Raw genomic sequence first — 16,769 nt, 5'->3', positions numbered from 1 at the left:
GATATTAAAGAGAAATTGCAGGGTGAGTGTATGCGGAAGTGGTTGTTGTGTGCAGGACTTGTTCTCTGTTTGTGGATATTGTGTGGCTGTTCAATCCGGAAAGTGGATGACACGCAGAAAAGAAAAGCCGTATATGAAAATGTCCGGAGAGAGGAAATACCGGAAGAATGTAAGAAATGGATTGAAGAAAAGAAACAGGAACCATTTACCCTGACATACGAAGATCAGGGCAGTCTGTATCTGTTCTGCGGGTATGGAAGAAAAAGGCAGGACGGTTACCGGGTGAAGGTTGTAAAGATAGAAGAAACTTCCAATACAATTTTCTTTCAGACAGAGCTTGTCGGTCCGAAAAGAGGAACCGTAAGAAAAAAGAAGGAGACCTATCCGTACTGCGTGGTGAAAATGAAAGCAGGCGGGAAGATGGTGGTATTTGAATGATACCAGGGGGGCAGGTCTGCAGCCATATGCGCAGCACGGAACAATCCGTGGGTATCATAAATATATGATGGATATTTTTATGGTGCAACAGCAAATAACAGGAAAGTGAGGTTGTCAAAATGGAGCAAAAAGATTATGAAACTCTGACATGCGAGACGCAGGAATTTAGGGGATACAGCCAGGGAAAAACGATTGTAGATCAGTTTTATGTGGATCAGGACTATAACGTGCCGGATGCCAAAAGTGATGTGCAGCGTGTGATCCTGAATGAAGGTACATTGCGCATCGAAGAGCAGAAAATTGTGGACAATTACATACGGATCAGCGGAAAGATACAGTTTCGCATGCTTTATGTGACGGATGACTCTGAGAAACGGCTGTCATCTCTGGAAGGAAGATTTCCATTTGAGGAGCTGGTTTATGCAGAGAAAGTGCCGGAGGGCAGTTTGTTTATCAAGAGTTCACAGACGGAACTTACCGTAACGGTGATCCATTCAAGAAAGCTCGGAATCAAAGCACTCGTAGAATTACAGGTTTGTTCGGAACAGCAGAAAGAAGAACATCTGACAAGCGATATTTACAGAGAAGGAAGACGGGGGGAAGAAGGCAGCGAATACGCAGATGGACTGTGCAGAAAGAAGAGACAGGAGACACTTCTGAAAATGCATACGATGAAGCGTGATACATACCGGATCAAAGAAGAAGTACAGATTGGCGGGACAAAAGAAAATATCGGCACATTACTGTGGACCGAAGTCACTCCGGGAAAACTGGACACAAGGATTGGGGAGGAAGTACTTCTGTTGCAGGGTGAAATGCTTGTGTTCTGTTTTTATGAATCGCCGGATGGAAGGCTGGACTGGATAGAGCAGACGGTGGCATATGAAGGAAAGATTCCGTGTTATGGAGCAAAAGATTCCATGTATCACCAATTGTATCCGGTATTTACAGATGTGGCAGTGGAATCGCGCATGGACGAGGAAGGAGAAGTAAGAATTCTTGGCGTGGAAGCAACGCTGGATATGCGGCTGATCGTTTATGAAGAAGTAGAAATGGATGTGCTGGAGGATGCCTATGCGCTGGATGGTGAGTGTGAGATCAAATATAAGGACTGTCCGTGCGAAAAATTACTGATGCAGAATCATACCAAATGTAAAGTGACAGAGAAGCTGACACTTCCGGAGATTAAAGAAGATATTTTACAGATTTGCCACAGCACAGGAAGAGTGGAAGTGGAGAGTACACAGATTACAGAGAAAGGAATCGAAGTGGAAGGTGTATTGCATATCCAGTTTCTTTATATCAAATCAGACGATGAAATCCCGTTTGATGTATGGCAGGGAATGGTTCCGTTTACTGCATTTCTGGAAAGTAATGAGACGAATGATCGGATGCAGGTGGATCTGACGTGGTGCATCGAACAGTTAAATGTCGGACTGCTTGGAAATGCAGAAGTAGAAGTAAAAGCAGTACTTGCATTTCATGGATTCCTGAAAGAAGAAGTGAAAATACGCTGCCCGCAGGAAATGATCTGCCTCCCGTTTGATGCAGAAAAACTGGAAAAACAGCCGGGAATCGTAGGCTACATCGTAAAAGAAGGAGATACACTCTGGGATCTCGCAAAGCGTTACGGCACAACCGGAGAGAGGATTCTCGAGATGAATGACTGTGAAAAGAATGGACTGAAATCTGGGGATAAAATATTGATTTTTAAGGAAAGTTTAAGTATACTGTAGGTAAATTGTATACAAGATACAAGGTATAGGGTAAAAAGTACAAGGAGAACAAAAGATGGACAGATTAGAACTGAAAGCACTTGGAAAAATTAATCTTGGTCTGGATGTGCTGGGAAGACGGGAGAATGGCTACCATGACGTGCGTATGGTTATGCAGACCGTTTATCTCTATGACCGTATTATTATGAAGAAGAGTAAGACACCGGGGATCAGACTTGAGACGAATCTCTATTATCTTCCGGTAAATGAGAATAATCTGGCTTATCAGGCTGCACAGATGCTGATGGACGAATTTCATATAGAAGAAGGTGTTTCCATACAATTGGATAAACACATTCCGGTGGCAGCAGGCATGGCAGGCGGAAGCTCAAATGCGGCAGCAGTTCTTTTTGGAATGAACCGGATGTTTTCACTTGGCCTGAGTCAGAAAGAACTGATGGAACGAGGTGTTAAGCTCGGTGCAGATGTTCCGTACTGTATTATGCGCGGAACCGTGCTGGCAGAAGGAATCGGAGAGATTCTGACGCCATTATCCCCGATGCCGAAATGCTATGTTCTTATTGCAAAACCGGCAATAAGTGTATCGACGAAGATGGTCTATGAGAAACTGGATTCTCACGAAATCGAAGATCATCCGGATATCGACGGTATTTTAGCAGGATTAAAAGCCGGAGATCTGAAGAAAGTTGCAGGCAGCATGGGCAATGTACTGGAGCGTGTAACTGTGGATGCTTATCCGGTGATCGACCAGATTAAGAAAATGATGATAAAAGAGGGCGCGCTGAACGCTATGATGAGCGGAAGCGGACCAACTGTATTTGGAATCTTTGAAGAGAAAGCAACGGCAAGAAAAGCTGCCGATGCGATCCGGGATGCGAGACTGACAAAACAGGTTTATGTGACGAATATACACAATGCAAGGAGAAAAAGATGAAAGAACCGAAATTTAATGTGACAATGAATGAATATCTGCCTCTGCGTGATGTTGTATTTAATACATTAAGACAGGCAATTCTGCGCGGAGAGCTGAAACCGGGCGAGCGTCTGATGGAGATCCAGCTCGCAAATAAGCTTGGCGTCAGCCGTACACCGATCCGTGAGGCGCTTAGAAAGCTGGAGCTGGAAGGTCTGGTAAATATGGTGCCGCGAAAAGGTGCCGAAGTTGCAGACATTACAGAGAAGAGTCTGCGCGATGTACTGGAAGTAAGAAAAGCGCTGGAAGAATTATCCGTACAGCTTGCGTGTGAGAAGATCACAGAGGAAGAGATCGAGGAACTGAAACGGGTAGCAGAGCGATTTAAAGATACACTGGATGATCAGGATGTAACAAAGATCGCGGAAGCGGATGTGGCATTTCACGATGTTATTTATACGGCAACAGATAATCAGAAGCTGATTCTGCTGCTTAACAATCTGCGTGAGCAGATGTATCGTTACCGGGTGGAATATCTGAAAAAAGAAGAAGCATATCCGCAGCTTATCGCAGAGCATGAAGAACTGATCGATAATATTTCAAAGAGAAATAAAGAAGAAGCAACCCGCATCATGTGCGAACATATCGACAATCAGGTTGCAACCGTGATCAATGTTATTCACACAAAAAAAGTTTAAAAGGATTTGAAAATATTTGTATAAATTCCTGTGAAATGTGAAGACTCCCAATAAAAGAAAGGAGTACATAGAACAGGTGAGATATATAAATATAAAAACTTATAGAATTCAGAAGGCAGTCTGTGTTATACTGAGCGTCTGCGCCGCATGTCTTTTATTTTATGTGTTGTGTGACTGTGAAGAAATCAGGGCGCAGAGAGCAATTGATAAGACGCAGGAAAAACTTGCAAAAGAAGTATTGAGATTTCATGTTCTGGCGAACAGCGACAGCAACGAAGACCAGAAAGTGAAAAGGCAGGTCCGGGATGCCGTGCTTGTATACAGAAGCCGGTTACTGAAAAGCGATGGAAATAAAGATACATCTGCAGATGCTGACAGCATGGAACAGGAAGTATCAAGAGCAGAGGCAGAGCGACTTGTGAGGGAGTATTTGCCGGAATTTGAGCAGGAAGTAAACCGGGTGCTTAAAAAAGCGGGTGTAAATTACCGTGCGAAGGCAGTGCTGACAGATGTCTATTTCCCGGAGAAATACTATGGAAATATCTGCTTCCCGAAGGGATGGTACCGGGCATTAGAGATAAGACTTGGGAAAGCCACAGGGCATAACTGGTGGTGTGTGTTGTATCCGAGCATGTGTTTTACAGAGGCGGTCTGTGTAACACCGGATGAAAAAGGCAGAGAGAACTTAAGAGAAATGCTGGATGCAGATGCGTATGAACTGGTGACGAAGCCGGAAAAGTTCCGGTTAAAAAGCTATTTTTTCGGTGAGAAGCTGAACCGGTGGCTGGCAGACAGATAGAGGAGGAAATGTCATGACAGAGTTTCTGATTAGACATTTTGTAGAAAATTATGAAGATGTGGAAAAGGTGTCTGTGCGGACAGCATATGGAGTGCTGGCGAGTGTCACGGGCATCTTTTGCAATCTTTTTTTATTCGGACTGAAATGGTGTATTGGATTTTTCCTGCACAGTATTTCCATTATGGCAGATGCATTTAATAACCTGTCGGATGCAGGTTCATCCATCATCAGTCTGGTTGGAGTGAAGATTGCAGAGAGACCGGCAGATGAAGAGCATCCGTTCGGACATGGAAGAGTGGAATATATTGCGGCGCTGGTCGTCGCATTTCTTGTGCTGGAAGTCGGATTTACATTTTTTAAAGATGCCATTTCTAAAATAAGACATCCACAGGAAATGCGATTCCAGTTATTTTCGGTCGTCGTATTGATCCTGTCCGTTGCGGTCAAGTTGTGGATGAGCTATTTTAATAAGAAATTGGGAAAAAGGATAGATTCCAAAGTGATGATGGCGGTGTCGGCAGATGCGATCGGCGATGTCATTACGACATCGGCAACGATATTTTCAGTTGTATTTTTAAAGCTGACCGGGTATAATATCGACGGATTTATAGGTCTGGGTGTATCCCTTGTCGTTATGTGGGCAGGTGTCGGTATCGCAAAAGATACGCTGGAGCCATTGATCGGTCAGGCAGTAGATCCGAAAGTCTATTTACAGATCACGAATTTTGTGGAAAAATATGACGGTGTAGTTGGCAGCCACGATTTGATCGTACATAATTACGGACCGGCAAAGAGTATGGCATCAATCCATGCGGAAGTGCCGAATAATGTGGATATTGAAGAATCTCATACCGTCATTGACCGGATTGAGCGAGAAGCCATGGAGAAGATGGGACTTTTCCTTGTGATCCATATGGATCCGGTTGAAACAGAAGATAAAAAAGTGCTGGCGATCAAAAAAGATGCCGAAGAGATTATAAAAGAGATGGACAAGCGTGTCAGCATCCATGATTTCAGGGTAGTAGGAGGTAGGGATCATAAGAACCTGATCTTTGATATGGTGATTCCTTACGAATATGATAAAGAGAAACAAAATGACTTAAGAGAAGAGTTTGCTCGCAGACTCCGGGAAAAAAATGACCGGTATCATGCAGTGATCACAATGGAAAGGAGCTATGTGGCAAGTGCAGCAGAATAATCATTATACATTTGACAGCAAGGTGCGGTTCAGCGAAGTCGATCATACCGGCCGTATTACCTTACCGGGGATTATCAACTATTTCCAGGACTGCAGTACATTCCAGTCGGAAAGTATCGGACTTGGCGTGGACTATTTTGCGGAACATAACAGAGCCTGGGTACTAACTTACTGGCAGGTCGTGATCGAAGAATATCCGCGGCTTGCGCAGGAGATTAATATAGCGACATGGGCGACAGAATTTAAAAGCATGTTGGGAAAGCGTAATTTCTGCATGACAGATGCAGAAGGAAAGAAACTTGCATATGCCAATTCTGTCTGGGCATATATGGATATGAAAAAAGGACGCCCGGTGCGGCCGTCCGCAGAAGAAGTAGAGCCGTACGGAAGCGGAGAGCCACTGGAGATGGATTATCAGCCAAGGAAGATAAAACTTCCAGAGAGTGCGGTGAAAAAAGAGCCGTTTGCAGTGCGAAAATATCATATCGATACGAACGAACATGTGAATAACTGTCAGTATGTACAGATGGCAATGGAATATATCGAACATACCGGGGATATCAGGCAGGTTCGTGTAGAATATAAAAATTCGGCAGTGTATGGAGATATCATTGTGCCGAAAGTGGCAGCAGAGGAAACAAGAACGGTAGTGGAGCTTTGTGATGAGTCGGATCGGATCTTTGCGACCGTTGAATTCAGCTAATAGGAGAAAAAGATGAATTTACAGAATGAATTAGGAAAAAGAAGAAGTTTAATGGTAGTAAAAATCGTAGATTTCGGTGTATATCTCGGAACAAAAGATGAGAAGGTTCTGCTTCCGAAGAAAGAAGTGCCTGCCGGTATTGAAGTCGGAGATCCGATCGAAGTATTCTTATACAAAGATTCATCCGACCGTATCATTGCAACCACCCGCATACCAAAGCTGATGATGGGAGAAGTGAAGGTACTGGAAGTCGCTGACACAGCGAGAATCGGTGCATTTCTGGACTGGGGTCTGGAAAAAGACCTCCTGCTTCCGTTCCGCGAGCAGACAGCAAAAGTCTCCAAGAAAGACAAAGTATTAGTCGCTCTGTATGTGGACAAGAGCGGAAGACTGTGCGCAACGATGAAAGTGTATGATAAGCTCCGCACAGATGCGCCATACGAGAAAGACGCAGAAGTGAAAGGACGCATTTACGAGATCAGTGATAACTTTGGCGCGTTTGTCGCAGTAGATGATAAATATTCTGCGCTGATCCCGAAGAGAGAAGCGTACGGCAATCTGAAAGTCGGCATGGAAGTCGAGTGTCGCGTAACAAAAGTGCACGAAGACGGAAAACTAGATCTAAGTGTCAGAAAGAAAGCGTTTGAGCAGATGGATGATGATGCAGTCATGATTCTGGACTATGTAGAAAAAAATGGTGGAAGTATTCCATTTACTGACAAATCTGATCCTGAAAAAATCAAGGAAACTTTTGGAATTAGTAAAAATGCATTCAAAAGAGCAGTTGGCAGATTATTTAAAGAGCATAAGATACAAATTAAGGAGAATGGAATTGAACTTTCGAAAAAATAGGTTCTTGAAATCCTAAAAAAATAAGGTATAATTAGTAGCGTGAGAAAAAGAAAAGAGCTTATCAAGCGTGAATAATGGAAGGAGAGCAATAGAATGAAAGTACAGAATATCAAAGACATCGACGCATTTTTTAAGACAGTTGACGATTGTTCAGGAAGAGTTGAATTAGTAACAGGAGAAGGAGACAGACTGAACCTGAAATCTAAATTATCTCAGTATGTTTCTATGGCAAACATCTTCTCCGGCGGAGAGATCCCGGAGCTTGAGATCATCGCTTATGAGCCGGAAGATACAGACAGACTGATCAAATTCATGATGAACAACTAATTAGAATCAGGTCGCAAAGAGATATGAGAAGGCAGATGGCAGGATATGCTATCTGCCTTCTTGCGTGTATAGGCTTCAGAGAAAGCTGACGTTACAACGTGCACTAATGTTATGCAGATTATGATTATGAAAAATTTAGTTCGGGATAACAAAAAACGCTATCATGGGTGGAAATGTGGTATAATATTCGAGATACCAGGGGCAAAAGCCTGAAACCACTATGTGCAGGCACATGAGTGGTTTTATGGAACAATTCGTATGGTATCTTAACAAAATGAAGAAATATAAGAATACATAAATTATAAAATAAAAAGGAGTCGGAATAGATTATGAGTTTTGCGCATCTGCATGTCCATACGGAGTTCAGTCTGCTGGATGGTTCCAATAAAATCAAAGAATGTGTTTCCAGAGTGAAGGAACTGGGAATGAACAGTGTGGCGATCACGGATCATGGAGTTATGTTCGGCGTGATCGATTTTTATCGTGCGGCAAAGGCAGCAGGGATCAAGCCAATCCTTGGATGTGAAGTGTATGTTGCGCCCGGCTCCCGTTTTGATAAAGAGGCAGTTGGCAATAATGATGACAGATATTATCATCTCGTACTTCTGGCAGAAAATGAGACCGGTTATTACAACTTAATGAAGATCGTATCCAGAGGATTTACAGAAGGCTACTATTATAAACCGCGTGTCGATATGGAACTATTGGAGCAATACCATGAGGGAATCATTGCTTTGAGTGCTTGCCTTGCAGGAGAAGTGCAGAAGAATATTCTCCGGGGAATGTATGGTGAGGCAAAGGCTGTAGCGTGCCGGTACAAAGATATTTTCGGAGAAGGAAATTTCTTTCTGGAACTGCAGGATCACGGAATGGAGGAGCAGAAACTGGTAAACCAGTCGCTGCTTCGTATGTCGCAGGAGACAGGAATTGAACTGGTGGCAACGAATGATATCCACTATACTTACGCAGACGATGTGAAGCCACATGACATCCTGCTCTGTATCCAGACTGGCAAGAAGTTGGCAGATGAAGACCGTATGCGTTATGAAGGCGGGCAGTATTACATCAAGTCCGAAGAAGAGATGCGAAAATTATTTCCATATGCACAGGAAGCAATCGATAATACACAGAAGATTGCGGACCGCTGCAATGTGGAGATTGTATTTGGTGAGAAGAAGCTGCCGAAATATGATGTGCCGGATGGTTTTACTTCCTGGGAGTATCTGAATAAATTATGTTATGAAGGACTGGAAAGACGGTATCCGGGAGATGATCCGAAGATCCGTGAACGTCTGGAATACGAGCTTGGCGTTATTAAACGTATGGGTTATGTAGATTATTTCTTGATTGTATGGGATTTTATCAAATATGCAAGAGACCATGGCATCAGTGTTGGACCGGGACGAGGTTCGGCAGCCGGAAGTATTGTATCCTACTGTCTAGGTATTACAAGTATTGATCCGCTCCGGTATCAGCTCCTGTTTGAGCGTTTCCTGAATCCGGAACGTGTATCTATGCCGGATATTGACGTGGACTTTTGCTTTGAACGAAGACAGGAAGTCATTGATTATGTTGTGCGGAAATATGGAACTGACCGGGTGGTGCAGATCGTAACGTTCGGTACAATGGCGGCGCGCGGCGTTATCCGTGATGTAGGGCGTGTTATGGACCTTCCTTATGCATTTGTAGATGGAATCGCCAAAATGATCCCGAAAGAACTGAATATTACACTGGGGAAAGCATTACAGTCCAGTCCGGATTTCAAAAAAGCTTACGATAACGATCCGCAGGTAAAAGAGCTGATCGATATGTCCATGCGTCTGGAAGGACTTCCGAGACATACGTCCATGCATGCAGCCGGTGTCGTGATCAGTCAGAAAGCAGTAGAAGAATACGTGCCGCTTTCGGTAGGTTCGGATGGTTCGGTTGTCACACAGTTTACAATGACAACGCTGGAAGAGCTGGGACTTCTGAAAATGGATTTCCTCGGTCTCCGGACGCTGACTGTTATTCAGGATGCAGTGCGCCTGGCAGAAAAGAGTTCCGGCAAAGAGATTGACATCAATGCGATTGATTATAACGATAAAAAAGTACTGGATTACATCGGAAGCGGCGAGACAGATGGTATATTCCAGTTGGAAAGTGGCGGTATGAAAGGGTTCATGAAGGAACTGAAACCACAGAATCTGGAAGACATTATCGCCGGTATCTCGCTGTACCGTCCGGGACCGATGGACTTCATTCCACAGTATATTAAGGGAAAGAACCATCCGGAGTCGATCACTTACGACTGCCCGCAGCTGGAGCCGATCCTTGCGCCGACTTACGGCTGTATCGTATATCAGGAACAGGTTATGCAGATCGTACGTGATCTTGCCGGATTTACACTGGGACGAAGCGATCTTCTGCGCCGTGCCATGTCCAAGAAAAAAGGGGACGTGATGCAGAAAGAACGGCAGGCATTTGTCTACGGAGACGAAGAAGGCGGTGTGCCGGGCTGTATCGCAAATGGAATTGACGAGAAGACGGCAAATAAGATCTATGATGAGATGATTGATTTCGCCAAATATGCATTTAACAAGTCACATGCGGCGGCTTACGCAGTTGTGTCTTATCAGACAGCCTGGTTAAAATATTATTATTCGGTAGAGTTCATGGCGGCGCTTATGACGTCTATGATCGATAATCCGCCGAAGGTTGCAGAATATATTTATAGCTGTCGTCAAATGGGAATCGAGATCCTGCCACCGGATATCAATGAAGGTGTCGGTAACTTTTCGGTACAGGATGGAAAAATCCGTTATGGCCTTGCGGCGATTAAGAGTATCGGTCGTCCGGTCATTGAATCAATCGTAAGAGAGCGGAATGAACGCGGAAAATTTAAGACACTGAAAGATTTTATCGAGCGCCTTTCCGGAAAAGAAGTGAATAAACGTACGATCGAAAGTTTTATCAAATCCGGTGCATTTGACGGGCTTGGAGGCACGAGAAAACAGTTCATGATCATTTATGTGCAGATTGTGGATCAGGTGAACCAGGAACGCAAATATTCCATGGCAGGACAGCTTTCGCTGTTTGATATGGTGGACGATGACCAGAAAGCAGAATTTGATATTCCATTGCCGAAGGTCGGAGAATATGAAAAAGAGACAAGGCTTGCATTTGAAAAAGAAGTGCTGGGTGTTTATCTGACTGGACATCCGATGGAAGAATACGAAGAAAAATGGAGAAAGAGTATTTCCAAAACGACGTTGGACTTCCAGCTTGATAAAGAAACCGGTGCAGCGAAAGTACATGATGGCGCAAAAGAGATCATCGGAGGAATTATCGCGACGCTTGCCATTAAGTATACGAAGACCAATAAAACGATGGCGATCCTGACACTGGAAGATCTGCTCGGAACAGTGGAAGTAGTCGTATTTCCGAGAGATTATGAAAAATACAAAGAATATCTGCAGGAAGAAAATAAAGTATTTATCCGCGGACGCGTATCGGAAGAAGATGACGCACCGAGCAAACTGATCTGCGAATCGGTAGTTCCATTTTCCCAGACACGCAAAGAACTGTGGCTCCAATATGCAGACAAAGATACATTTCTTGCACAGGAACAGATGCTCTATGACCTGATCGGAAACTCTGACGGAAGAGACGAAGTTGTCATTTACTGCAAGAAAGAACGTGTTGTAAAACGGCTTGGAAGGAACCGGAATGTACAGGTTGAAACTGGCTTATTAAGCAGGCTTATGAACTATCTTGGCGACTCTTGCGTGAAAGTAATCGAAAAAAACATTGAAAACATTTGATAATTCATGTAAAATGGTGCACGGATGGATAAATTATATTAAAATAAGTAAGGATAAATGATGGAGGGATGATCATGGCAGACAAAACAATACGTACGATTGGTGTTCTTACCAGTGGTGGAGATGCACCGGGAATGAATGCGGCAATCCGTGCAGTAGTAAGAACAGCATTGGGTAAAGGCCTGAAAGTCAGAGGAATCAGAAAAGGTTACCAGGGTCTTATGAACGAGGAAATTATTGACCTGTCAGCCAGAGACGTATCAGACATTATCGAGCGTGGAGGAACAATTCTCCAGACAGCACGCTGTAAAGAGATGCGTACAGAAGAAGGACAGCAGAAAGCAGCAGCTATCTGCAAAAAATATGGAATTGACGGACTGGTTGTAATCGGTGGAGACGGTTCCTTTGCAGGAGCACAGAAGCTTGCAAACTTAGGAATCAATACGATCGGACTCCCAGGAACAATCGACCTGGATATCGCATGTACCGAGTATACAATCGGATTTGATACAGCAGTTAATACTGCAATGGAAGCAATTGATAAAGTACGTGATACTTCTACTTCCCATGAGAGATGTTCTATTATCGAGGTTATGGGAAGAGATGCCGGATATCTGGCACTCTGGTGCGGTATTGCCAACGGAGCTGAGAAGATCCTGATGCCGGAAGAGCATGACTTTGATGAAGCAGCAATCATCAAAGACATTCAGGAGAGCAGAAAACGTGGCAAGAAGAACTATATCATCATCAATGCAGAAGGTATCGGAGATTCTATCAATATGGCGAAGAGAATCGAAGAAGCAACCGGTATGGAAACAAGAGCAACTGTTCTGGGACACATGCAGCGTGGTGGAAGCCCGACATGTAAAGACAGAGTGTATGCTTCTATTATGGGTTCAAAAGCAGTAGACCTTTTGCTGGAAGGAAAGTCAAACCGTGTCGTTGGTTACAAACATGGTGAGTACATTGATTTCGATATTGATGAAGCACTTGGAATGCATAAGAGTATCCCGCAGTATCAGTATGACATTGCAAAACAGCTTGCGCTGTAAGAGAATGAGATAAGAATGATGACGAAGGATGTATTATTAACAATTTCCGGTCTTCATTATGATGAATTTTCCGGTCGGGAGGATGACAACGAGCCAATCGAAGTCATCACCCCGGCTGCTTATTATCTCAAGAATAATAAGCATTACATTATATATGAAGAAGTTGTGGAAGGTATGCCGGGAAGTATTAAGAACAAGATACGGATATCCGGGGAAGATCAGCTTGAGATATTAAAGAGCGGTCTTTCAGGCACGCATATGGTATTTGAAAAAGACAAGATCCATATGACTCCGTATGAGACGCCGTATGGTGAGCTTCTCCTTGGCATATATACAAAGGATCTGAAAGTAGAAGAATCCGACGACCGGATCAATATCCGGATAAATTATGAGCTGGATATTAATGGCGATAAAGTTGCCGACAGTGAGATTAAGATGTGTGTAAAAGCAAAATAAAAAGGACAGGTCGGTAAAAGCCTGTCCTTTTTATAAAATCATTTTCATTTTACTTGTTTCTCAGTCTTGCGAAGAATCCCTTTTTCTTTTCCGGTGTTTCAAGCGGACCACGAAGTCCTTTGACACCTGTAATGTAAATACCACTGACTGTGGCTTTTACTTCTTTCTTAACAGGGATTGTAGGATAAACCTGAGCATCGCACATCAGAGTCATTACCTTCGGTCCAACCTTTGCTTTAACAACCGGTACTTTGGAACGGCGAAGATACTTCGGCGTGTTCTCCAGTACGATCGGCGGGAAACCTGCATCTTTGAGACGAATACGACCTTTATCAATAACCAGCATGGATACGGTCTGCTTAACAGCATCTAACTGTTCCTGCTGTTCGGCCTGCTTCTTCTCAGCTCTTTTCCCGAGGAAATATAATGCAATGCATGCAATGATTAAAACGACTAAGATCACTAATAAGACAATCGTTAATTTACTCACAGCGAACCTCCTAAAATCTGTTTTTCACGAAGTACATTGTATCATTCTTTTGACGCAAGTGCAAGAGATTTGAGATTTTAGCAGGGAACTTACACAACAGGGGAGGTGTTTAGAATGTTTATTGCGGCAGGTCATATGATCAGTGAAGCATATTTATGGCTGATGGATCATTTATTTATCATCAATCTCGTATTTTCAATTCTGATTATTTTCTTTCAAAGACGGGATCCGACGACCGTATGGGCATGGCTTCTGCTGCTTTATTTTCTGCCGGGACTTGGATTTATTCTCTACCTTGTATTAGGGCAGAATTTCCATAAAGACCGGATGTTCAAGATGAAAGAAATTGAGGGCGAGATCAAACATGCGGTGCGAAGGCAGGAAGAATCGATCTATCGGCGGAAGTTGAAACTCCGTGATCCGGAACTGGAGCGTTTTAAGAGCCTGATTCTCTATAATCTGAATGAAGGGGAGGCGGTGCTTACCGATAATAACGATATCCGTGTGTATACAGACGGAAGGGAGAAATTTGATGCACTGTTATCCGAGATGGATCATGCGAGAAATTATATTCATTTGCAGTATTATATCATCAGGAATGATGAACTCTGGCAGGAAATTGAGGAAGTACTTTTAAGAAAAGCTAGACAGGGTGTGGAGATCCGAGTCCTTTTTGACAGTATGGGATGTCGTGGAATGAAGAACAGCGATTGGGATCGTCTGGAAAAAGCCGGCATTCAGGTGGCAGAATTTTTCCCGGCAGTATTAGGAAAACTGCAGCTTCGTGTGAATTACCGAAACCACCGGAAGATTGCAGTGATCGATGGAAGAATCGGCTTTGTCGGCGGATTTAATATTGGAAGAGAGTATCTGGGAAAAGATGAGAAATTCGGATACTGGAGAGATACCCACATTTGTATCGAAGGAGCGGCGGTCACTTCGCTTGCAGTCCGTTTTGCACTGGACTGGAATTATGCAGCGAGAGATAATATTTTTCTGGAGGATCATTTGTTTGAACTGCCGACTTATATCCGGAACGGGCGTGATCCGGTGCAGATCATTTCCAGCGGACCGGACTCGCATAGTCAGGAGATCCGTAACAATTATTTGCGCCTGATCCATATGGCAAGAAAAAATATTTTTATACAAACGCCGTATTTCATACCAGATGATGATATCCGGGACGCGCTTATTATCGCAGCAAAATCCGGAATTGACGTGCGCGTGATGATCCCGTGTAAGCCGGATCACCCATTTGTATACTGGGCGACTTATTCTTATATCGGTGAGATGGTGGAGGCGGGCGTGCGATGTTTTACTTATGACAATGGATTCCTGCATAGCAAATGCCTGTGTATCGACGGCCTTGTCACCTGCATGGGAACTGCCAATATGGATATCCGTAGCTTTGCACTGAATTTTGAAGTAAATGCAGTAATCTATAGTGCAAGGACAACAAAACAGTTGGAAGACGCATTTGAAAATGATATGACAAAAAGCTCTCTTGTGACAAAGAAATCTTACGAGCAGAGAACGCTTTTGATCCGCTTCAAAGAGCAGTTCTGCAGGCTGTTGTCTCCGGTGCTTTAATTCGACAGGATAATGCCCGCCAACATAGCGTGTTCTGTGAAATAAATGTGAAAAGGGTAGGCATAAGGGGGAGAATGTGGTATAACATAATAAGGCTATGGGTTCGCATGTGCGAATGCGTAAATATATTTTCGAGGTGAACTATGAAAAAGAAAGCAGCAGTATTATTAACAGGAATTATGACGGCATCTCTTCTGTTGTCAGGATGTCAGAGCAGTAAAGGAATCGAGAATGACAACTTGAAGATTTCACAATACAAGGGTGTGGAAATTGATGAGGTAGACAAAGCTGACGATGTAACGGATAAGGACGTGACAAGTTTCATTGATTCTGTCCGGGAGTCTAATGCGAAGACAAAGACGATCAAGAATCGTGCAGTTAAGAAAGGTGACACCGTTACAATCGACTTCGTTGGTAAGATGAATGGCAAGAAATTCGACAACGGATCTGCAAATAACCAGAAGTTAAAGATCGGATCTAACACATTTATCGAGGGATTTGAAGACAGTATCATCGGACACAAAGTTGGGGACAAGTTCGTATGGAATGGAAAATTCCCAAAGAACTATTCCGAAGAGCTTGCAGGTAAGAAAGTTAGTTTTACAATTAAGGTAAAAGCAATCACAGAGTCCAAGACACCGGAACTGAACGATGCATTTGTTAAGAAAGTTTCAAGTAAATCCAAGACAGTTGCAGAGTATAAGAAAGAAGTAAAGAAAAAACTGGAGCAGGAAGCACAGGATACATATACAGAATCTGTTGAGAGTGGCGCATGGGAGAAAGTTCTGTCTAATACAAAAGTGAAAAAGTATGACGAGAAAGAACAGAAGAAGATGGAAAACGCATGGATCAGCCAGTACAAACAGTATGCAAAAGCTTACAACATGGATTATAGCAAGTTCCTTGAGCAGCAGATGGGTATGACAGAAGAAGAATTCAACAAACAGGTAAAAGCTGCTGTTAAAGATACGATGAAGCAGAACATGGTAACAGAAGCGATCGCAGACAAAGAGAACATCAAGATGAGCAAGAAAGACTACAATAAAGAGCTGAAAGCAATTGCCAAGAGTTATGGATACAGCTCTAATGTAGATGCGCTCAAGAAAGCATTTGAAGAGCAGGATCTGAAAGATGCGGCACTGAAGAATATAGTAAAAGAATGGCTTGGAAAGAACTGCGTTCAGGTTGCCAAGAAGTCCAGCGATTCAAAGAGCTCCAGTGATTCAAGCAGCTCAAGCAACTAATCGGACAGCTGCATAGAGCAAAATATGAGATTTAATTTCAATAATAAAAAACAGCGTCACAGGAATGATATTTAAATCGTTTCTGTGACGCTGTTTTTATATGATAGAAAATTACATTTTTTATTATATAAAAACACAATAAAAATCTGATTATCCGCTAAAACACAGTATCTATCAGCATTTTCAAGAAAACAAACACATCAATTTACTACTTATTTACTACTAAAGAATGAGCCTTGATACGCAAGTTTTCTTAGATATGCAAAGATATGGTACAGCACATCCGTATTGAAACAACAAAAAATTGAATATTTCATAGACTATGGAACGCCTAAAATGACGTTCCTTTTCTATTTCCAGCCGTTCTTATTGGACGGCTATTTTATTACCTAAAATGAAAGGAGCATTAGATTTATGAAAAAGACATGGAAACGATTGTGTACGGGCTTCTTAGCTCTTGCAACTGTCGT

The 16,769-nt window shown here is 43.1% G+C and carries 15 protein-coding genes; 14 read left to right on the top strand and 1 reads right to left on the bottom strand.

Annotated elements, in window-relative coordinates; all coding sequences use genetic code 11:
- The first annotated feature begins 30 nt into the window (after nt 1-30).
- The 12 genes from DXC04_RS12830 (at nt 31) to DXC04_RS12775 (ending at nt 12,975) form a co-directional block, all read left to right on the top strand.
- Nucleotides 31-438, top strand: a complete 408-nt coding sequence (locus tag DXC04_RS12830) for a protease complex subunit PrcB family protein (RefSeq protein ID WP_118661077.1) — start codon at nt 31-33, stop codon at nt 436-438.
- A 119-nt stretch (nt 439-557) separates the two neighbouring features.
- Nucleotides 558-2,174 (top strand): DUF3794 and LysM peptidoglycan-binding domain-containing protein, encoded by a 1,617-nt coding sequence (locus DXC04_RS12825; RefSeq protein WP_021859675.1) that lies wholly within the window; start codon nt 558-560, stop codon nt 2,172-2,174.
- A 55-nt stretch (nt 2,175-2,229) separates the two neighbouring features.
- Nucleotides 2,230-3,108 carry a 4-(cytidine 5'-diphospho)-2-C-methyl-D-erythritol kinase gene (gene ispE, locus DXC04_RS12820; protein WP_117537039.1) on the top strand — a complete coding sequence of 293 codons (879 nt, stop codon included), beginning with the start codon at nt 2,230-2,232 and terminating at the stop codon, nt 3,106-3,108.
- Complete coding sequence (locus DXC04_RS12815) at nt 3,105-3,785, top strand: GntR family transcriptional regulator (RefSeq protein WP_021859677.1); 681 nt, start codon at nt 3,105-3,107, stop codon at nt 3,783-3,785. Before ispE ends, DXC04_RS12815 begins: the two co-directional genes overlap by 4 nt.
- 76 nt (nt 3,786-3,861) lie before the next feature.
- Nucleotides 3,862-4,584, top strand: a complete 723-nt coding sequence (locus tag DXC04_RS12810) for a stage II sporulation protein R (protein ID WP_243112147.1) — start codon at nt 3,862-3,864, stop codon at nt 4,582-4,584.
- 13 nt (nt 4,585-4,597) lie between these two features.
- A complete protein-coding gene (locus tag DXC04_RS12805) occupies nt 4,598-5,782 on the top strand; it encodes a cation diffusion facilitator family transporter (protein WP_118661078.1) in 1,185 nt (394 codons plus the stop codon).
- Nucleotides 5,769-6,485 (top strand): acyl-[acyl-carrier-protein] thioesterase, encoded by a 717-nt coding sequence (locus DXC04_RS12800; protein WP_118519952.1) that lies wholly within the window; start codon nt 5,769-5,771, stop codon nt 6,483-6,485. The genes DXC04_RS12805 and DXC04_RS12800 overlap by 14 nt, the downstream gene beginning before the upstream one ends.
- Nucleotides 6,486-6,497: 12 nt before the next feature.
- On the top strand, nt 6,498-7,337 hold the full coding sequence (locus DXC04_RS12795) for a CvfB family protein (RefSeq protein ID WP_021859681.1): 840 nt from the start codon (nt 6,498-6,500) through the stop codon (nt 7,335-7,337).
- Nucleotides 7,338-7,430: 93 nt separating this feature from the next.
- The gene (locus DXC04_RS12790) at nt 7,431-7,664 is read left to right on the top strand and encodes a hypothetical protein (RefSeq protein ID WP_021859682.1); all 234 of its coding nucleotides are present in this window, start codon (nt 7,431-7,433) and stop codon (nt 7,662-7,664) included.
- A 329-nt stretch (nt 7,665-7,993) separates the two neighbouring features.
- Nucleotides 7,994-11,467: a DNA polymerase III subunit alpha gene (locus tag DXC04_RS12785; RefSeq protein WP_118661079.1), complete on the top strand. Its 3,474-nt coding sequence runs from the start codon at nt 7,994-7,996 to the stop codon at nt 11,465-11,467.
- Between the two features lie 74 nt (nt 11,468-11,541).
- Complete coding sequence (gene pfkA, locus DXC04_RS12780) at nt 11,542-12,519, top strand: 6-phosphofructokinase (RefSeq protein ID WP_021859684.1); 978 nt, start codon at nt 11,542-11,544, stop codon at nt 12,517-12,519.
- Between the two features lie 18 nt (nt 12,520-12,537).
- Nucleotides 12,538-12,975 carry a DUF1934 domain-containing protein gene (locus DXC04_RS12775; protein WP_021859685.1) on the top strand — a complete coding sequence of 146 codons (438 nt, stop codon included), beginning with the start codon at nt 12,538-12,540 and terminating at the stop codon, nt 12,973-12,975.
- 49 nt (nt 12,976-13,024) lie between these two features.
- Here DXC04_RS12775 and DXC04_RS12770 read toward each other — a convergent pair whose 3' ends face one another.
- A complete protein-coding gene (locus DXC04_RS12770; protein ID WP_021859686.1) occupies nt 13,025-13,465 on the bottom strand; it encodes a hypothetical protein in 441 nt (146 codons plus the stop codon).
- Between the two features lie 162 nt (nt 13,466-13,627).
- Between DXC04_RS12770 and cls the strand changes: the two genes are divergently transcribed.
- Together cls and tig are read left to right on the top strand one after the other, a co-directional pair.
- A complete protein-coding gene (cls, locus tag DXC04_RS12765) occupies nt 13,628-15,055 on the top strand; it encodes a cardiolipin synthase (protein ID WP_442873164.1) in 1,428 nt (475 codons plus the stop codon).
- 143 nt (nt 15,056-15,198) lie between these two features.
- Nucleotides 15,199-16,299, top strand: coding sequence for a trigger factor (gene tig / locus DXC04_RS12760; RefSeq protein ID WP_118661080.1), 1,101 nt, complete (start codon nt 15,199-15,201; stop codon nt 16,297-16,299).
- The last annotated feature ends 470 nt before the right edge of the window (nt 16,300-16,769 follow it).

Origin of the sequence: Dorea sp. OM07-5, assembly GCF_003481355.1 — a bacterium.
In the GTDB taxonomy this organism is placed as follows: Bacteria; Bacillota; Clostridia; order Lachnospirales; family Lachnospiraceae; genus Dorea_D; species Dorea_D hominis.
This window is presented reverse-complemented; position numbering and strand designations above follow the sequence as displayed.

Bases quoted from the DNA above. Each gene is read 5' to 3' on its own strand.
- DXC04_RS12830 (WP_118661077.1), top strand. From the start codon at position 31: ATGCGGAAGTGGTTGTTGTGTGCAGGACTTGTTCTCTGTTTGTGGATA.
- DXC04_RS12825 (WP_021859675.1), top strand. From the start codon at position 558: ATGGAGCAAAAAGATTATGAAACTCTGACATGCGAGACGCAGGAATTT.
- ispE (WP_117537039.1), top strand. From the start codon at position 2,230: ATGGACAGATTAGAACTGAAAGCACTTGGAAAAATTAATCTTGGTCTG.
- DXC04_RS12815 (WP_021859677.1), top strand. From the start codon at position 3,105: ATGAAAGAACCGAAATTTAATGTGACAATGAATGAATATCTGCCTCTG.
- DXC04_RS12805 (WP_118661078.1), top strand. From the start codon at position 4,598: ATGACAGAGTTTCTGATTAGACATTTTGTAGAAAATTATGAAGATGTG.
- DXC04_RS12795 (WP_021859681.1), top strand. From the start codon at position 6,498: ATGAATTTACAGAATGAATTAGGAAAAAGAAGAAGTTTAATGGTAGTA.
- DXC04_RS12790 (WP_021859682.1), top strand. From the start codon at position 7,431: ATGAAAGTACAGAATATCAAAGACATCGACGCATTTTTTAAGACAGTT.
- DXC04_RS12785 (WP_118661079.1), top strand. From the start codon at position 7,994: ATGAGTTTTGCGCATCTGCATGTCCATACGGAGTTCAGTCTGCTGGAT.
- pfkA (WP_021859684.1), top strand. From the start codon at position 11,542: ATGGCAGACAAAACAATACGTACGATTGGTGTTCTTACCAGTGGTGGA.
- DXC04_RS12775 (WP_021859685.1), top strand. From the start codon at position 12,538: ATGACGAAGGATGTATTATTAACAATTTCCGGTCTTCATTATGATGAA.
- cls (WP_442873164.1), top strand. From the start codon at position 13,628: ATGGATCATTTATTTATCATCAATCTCGTATTTTCAATTCTGATTATT.
- tig (WP_118661080.1), top strand. From the start codon at position 15,199: ATGAAAAAGAAAGCAGCAGTATTATTAACAGGAATTATGACGGCATCT.